Annotated in this window: 6 protein-coding genes; 2 read left to right on the top strand and 4 right to left on the bottom strand. The window is 36.4% G+C overall.

Annotated elements, in window-relative coordinates; translation table 11 throughout:
* Window positions 1-295: 295 nt before the first annotated feature.
* The 3 genes from AW17_RS23015 to AW17_RS23025 all read right to left on the bottom strand — a co-directional run bounded on the left by AW17_RS23015 (window position 296) and on the right by AW17_RS23025 (window position 2359).
* Window positions 296-958: an alpha/beta fold hydrolase gene (locus tag AW17_RS23015; protein ID WP_029280625.1), complete on the bottom strand. Its 663-nt coding sequence runs from the start codon at window positions 956-958 to the stop codon at window positions 296-298.
* Window positions 958-1638, bottom strand: a complete 681-nt coding sequence (gene ung, locus AW17_RS23020) for a uracil-DNA glycosylase (RefSeq protein WP_029280627.1) — start codon at window positions 1636-1638, stop codon at window positions 958-960. Before ung ends, AW17_RS23015 begins: the two co-directional genes overlap by 1 nt.
* Window positions 1639-1840: 202 nt before the next feature.
* A complete protein-coding gene (locus tag AW17_RS23025; RefSeq protein WP_029280629.1) occupies window positions 1841-2359 on the bottom strand; it encodes a thioredoxin family protein in 519 nt (172 codons plus the stop codon).
* A gap of 114 nt (window positions 2360-2473) precedes the next feature.
* On the opposite strand from AW17_RS23025, the gene AW17_RS23030 reads away from it, so the two are divergent.
* Complete coding sequence (locus AW17_RS23030) at window positions 2474-3013, top strand: DUF2892 domain-containing protein (RefSeq protein WP_029280631.1); 540 nt, start codon at window positions 2474-2476, stop codon at window positions 3011-3013.
* A 263-nt stretch (window positions 3014-3276) separates the two neighbouring features.
* Here AW17_RS23030 and AW17_RS23035 read toward each other — a convergent pair whose 3' ends face one another.
* Complete coding sequence (locus tag AW17_RS23035; RefSeq protein ID WP_029280633.1) at window positions 3277-3774, bottom strand: YdeI/OmpD-associated family protein; 498 nt, start codon at window positions 3772-3774, stop codon at window positions 3277-3279.
* Window positions 3775-3930: 156 nt separating this feature from the next.
* Here AW17_RS23035 and AW17_RS23935 point away from each other — a divergent pair, with 156 nt between their 5' ends.
* Window positions 3931-4107 carry a hypothetical protein gene (locus AW17_RS23935; RefSeq protein ID WP_209444330.1) on the top strand — a complete coding sequence of 59 codons (177 nt, stop codon included), beginning with the start codon at window positions 3931-3933 and terminating at the stop codon, window positions 4105-4107.
* The last annotated feature ends 122 nt before the right edge of the window (window positions 4108-4229 follow it).

The raw sequence follows: 4229 nt of genomic DNA on the forward strand, positions 1-4229 counted from the left end.
AAACACAAAATTGGTTAAAATATTGATTATTAGTATTTTGTAGAATAACGTCAATGGTAGCGGAGTGCAACGCAATCGAGAACCACGATTGCTCAGCGAAGCTAAATCTAACTCGACAGATCTCTCCATTTCGCTACGCTTCAGGAGATGACAACCGTTTTATATAAAGTTGTCGTTAATATTTATTTCAGCATCTTTCTTGCTATTAAGACCCTGACCAGGAAGTAGCTATTAGACCTTTAAAAACAATAAAGGTGACTAATAAAATGAATTCAGGGGGACGTACCCTATAAGATTAGTCGCCTTCTGTATCCAATATTATTTTATCAATAATTTCCGAAATTTCATCAGCATTTTGATAAACCATAAAGTGCGTTCCATTTTCAATCACAAAATCGGGTTGTGCGGTTTTTGAGTACAAAATTTTATCGTTGGTGCCGTGGATATGGTAGGTGTTTTTAGGTTTGATTTTATTTTCCCAGCTTAAAATACTCCCGATTGCCCATTTCAAAAAATAAGGATCTGTATCGTTTATAATTTTGCTCAACAAAGTTTTCTCACTATTGGAACGCGTACCGAAATAATAATTTTGAGTGAGCTTGTTCGAAGATTTTAAAAACCTAGCTGGGATAAATTTCAGTAGACCTAGCCTGCCTGCGAAACGATATAATGCTGGCAGATGAGTACTTAACATGGTGCTCGAAATGATAATTGCTGCTGCAGGTTTTAATAATTTGGCCATTTCTACTGCAATCATCCCTCCAAAAGAAACGCCAACCAAAACAAATGGTTGGCTTAAGTCAATCACCTTACTTAATCGTTCGGCATAAGAAGCCAGTGATTCATTTTTATTCGGACTAATCCAATTGATATGAATCATCTTGATATTTTCATTAAGCTTCAGCTTGGAAAAAATCCTTTTATCGGCACCTAAACCGCTAATAAAGTAAGTATTCATTAGGCTGGTAAGTTCCAGTCGATAGGGCTTAAGTTGTTCTGTACTAAAAGCTGATTCGCTTTAGAGAAATGTTTCGATCCAAAAAAGCCATTGTAGGCCGAAAATGGTGATGGATGGGCAGCTGTAAGTACATAATGCTTTTTCTGATCGATTAAAGCCGCTTTTTGTTGCGCATATTTACCCCACAAAAGAAATATGATATGTTCGCGTTTTTGAGATAAAGCTTTAATAATTTCATCAGTGAAAATTTCCCACCCACGGTTTTGATGCGAGCCTGCTTCCGAAGCACGAACAGTTAAAGTTGCATTTAACAATAATACACCTTGTTCTGCCCAATGTGTTAAGTACCCATGATTTGGCGCTTTAAAACCTTCAATATCAGTTTCCAGCTCTTTGTAAATGTTTTTTAACGATGGCGGAACGGCTACACCGCGTTGTACGGAAAAGGACAGGCCATGCGCCTGGCCAGCACCATGATAGGGATCTTGACCTAAAATCACAACCTTTACCTGGTCAAATGGTGTGGTGTTTAATGCGTTGAAAATATCAGTACCTTTTGGATAAACCGTGGCTCCTTTGTTTTTCTCCTCCTGTAAAAAAGATTTAAGGCTTTTCATGTAGTCTTTTTCAAATTCTTCCTCTAAAACGGCTAACCAACCTGGTTCTAATGCTGCAGACATGTTTTTTATGTAAGATGTGTATGTAATATGGTTGATGGTTTGATAGTTTATGGTCAATGGTTTGGGTGTTCAGTTTAGACCATGGACCATTATCTATAAATTATTAAACTATGAGTTCGTAAGTATTAAGCTATTAGGTTCTGAACTCCTTGGCCATCAACCATGGACCATTAAACCATGAACCAAAATCTTCTCAAAAAGTTTAAGATTTCTTCTTATATATCGCCAGTAAATCACCCTCGAGTGTTGTTTTTGGTCCCTCTATAATCCGTCCCAGTTCTTTTCTTTTTTTATCAAGAACAATAAAAGTTGGTACCCTTACAATATCCAGGCCATCTAGGATGCCGTTTTCAGCCTTTTTATTTCCATCTACTGCAATAATTTCTACGTTTTTCCCTTTAAAGTGCAATGCATCTAAAATTTTAAAGAAGTTTGGTACGTTTGCTTTGCTGTCGCCGCACCAGGTGCCCAAAACAATTTTTATTTTTTCGTTTTTAACCAGGTTTTTCAGTTCGATCATGGTTGCTGCATCCGGTACATATGCCTCATAAAGTGGATCGTACATTTCTTTAAACTCAGGAAAAGCGGTAATTCCTTCACGCGTACAGGCGTTAATCAGAATATCTTTATGGTGGACTTGATCGTGGATTTTTTTATTAACTTCCTGTGCAGAAACATTCATTGCAAGTACGATTAGGGTGATGGATAATAGGATTTTCATATTTAAGAGACGGTTTTTGTGAGCTTTTAAATTTTTAATGAAATTATTGTTTTAAAATCTAATTTCTGCCATTTAAACACGATATTTGCAAAAAAAATAATTAGAATAAAATTTATGCCAAATATTATCAGATTAATTGCGGGGTTTGCTTTACTGGGTGGCGCAGTAGCTTTATTTATTTTCGGCTTTTGGCCATGGGGTATTGTTGCCATTTTATTGGGGATAATTGTGCTTGTAACTTATTTCTTTAACGAGAATATGCTTTTAGCACAATGGTTTCTTAGAAAAGATAACATGCCTAAAGCAAAAATGTTTTTAGATCGGATTACCAATTACGAAACGCAGTTGATCAAAGTTCAACATGGTTATTATAATTTATTGATCGGATTAATTGAAAGCAGAACAGCACCGATGCAAAGTGAGAAGTATTTCAAAAAATCGCTTGCATTGGGTATGCAAATGGATCATAACATTGCTTTAGCAAAATTAAGTTTAGCAGGTATTGCAATGGCTAAGCGTAACAAACGCGAAGCGACCATGTATCTTGCCGAAGCTAAAAAAGCAGATAAAAATAAATTACTGGCCGATCAGATTAAACAGATGAAAGATCAGATGGGCATGATGGATAAGCAACAGCAAGTTCGTTATAGATAGTATTGAGCACATCATATATAGAGCCATTTCAAAATTGAGATGGCTTTTTTGCGGAATCAGATTCTGTGTACGCATTTTTTGTTGTTGGAAATGAATGGGCAGCATTTTTTCGGAGCTGTAGTCTCGCCTCTGTTATAAGCACCGCTGAAAAAGCGGAGGCTTTCACTATAATCGGGTTTATAATGAAGGGGCTTACCTGAAATACAAGATGTTAATTTCGTTTTGGTGTCATCCTGAGCTCGTTGAAGGACCTTTTGCGGCAACTAAGGTTTATCTCTTCCAATAAATCTTTCCTCACCCAAAAGAAACTGAATAGCCTTTTTTACATTGCGGTTTACCGATTCTTCCGTTTTGAGGTTGGCAATATAACGTATAATTTCCTTCTGTAAATGGGGGGCAAGGCCGTCAAATACATCCTTAGCTTTTTTATTTTCTACTAAAGTCTGCTCCAATTTAGGATTTATCTTTATTGTTCGTTCTTCAGTATCAAATTCAAGTTCGAAGTTTGCGGTATCTCCAACATCTTTGCCTGCCGCTTTTCGCATCGGCGTATTCAGGTACAAACGCCAATCGCCTGCATATTTTACCAAAGTTTGTTTAAACTCATGTCCATCAATTTTCATTGTAACTGGAAACTGACCTTTGTTTTTTCCTGCTTGGTGGAAAGCATAGTTTAACGCTTCTTCCGGTACAAATACAAAAGGATTGATGCCAATAATCTTGATTTCAGCAGTAAAGGGTTTCGGTTTTTTGATATCCATTAATTAAAGATATTGCCTTTGATTAAAACTCCATAATTTTTGGTCAATAAATCATACGCTATGCGCGCTACTTAACGCCATTCGCCAACCACTCTTCGTAAAAAAAATTAAAACCAAACGCTATTTTTCATTGTAGTTTATATAAAATCTAATACTATGGCAACATCACAAGAAGGGAGTACTAACAATACTCAGGAAGAAAATAACATTAAAGATTTGGGCGGCAAAGAAGCTATAGAAAAACTTAGGAGTTTAGCCGAAAAGGCCGAAAGCTGTTTTTTCTGCACTAATAACCTGAGTTCGATTATTAAATCTCACTTTGTGACGTTTTAATCAAGTTTTCAGTTAAGGCGGTCGTCACCCTGAATTTATTTCAGGGTCTTTCACGCTAAAAAGATGCTGAAATAAATTCAGCAGGACGATAAAGCTGGATTAGGCGTGTATAAGATATGATT

The sequence above is a fragment of the Pedobacter borealis DSM 19626 genome, from assembly GCF_000708285.2.
In the GTDB taxonomy this organism is placed as follows: Bacteria; Bacteroidota; Bacteroidia; order Sphingobacteriales; family Sphingobacteriaceae; genus Pedobacter; species Pedobacter borealis.

Excerpts from the sequence above, each read along its gene's own strand:
- AW17_RS23015 (WP_029280625.1), bottom strand. The coding sequence starts at position 958 with ATGAATACTTACTTTATTAGCGGTTTAGGTGCCGATAAAAGGATTTTT.
- AW17_RS23935 (WP_209444330.1), top strand. The coding sequence starts at position 3,931 with ATGGCAACATCACAAGAAGGGAGTACTAACAATACTCAGGAAGAAAAT.
- AW17_RS23035 (WP_029280633.1), bottom strand. The coding sequence starts at position 3,774 with ATGGATATCAAAAAACCGAAACCCTTTACTGCTGAAATCAAGATTATT.
- AW17_RS23025 (WP_029280629.1), bottom strand. The coding sequence starts at position 2,359 with ATGAAAATCCTATTATCCATCACCCTAATCGTACTTGCAATGAATGTT.
- AW17_RS23030 (WP_029280631.1), top strand. The coding sequence starts at position 2,474 with ATGCCAAATATTATCAGATTAATTGCGGGGTTTGCTTTACTGGGTGGC.
- ung (WP_029280627.1), bottom strand. The coding sequence starts at position 1,638 with ATGTCTGCAGCATTAGAACCAGGTTGGTTAGCCGTTTTAGAGGAAGAA.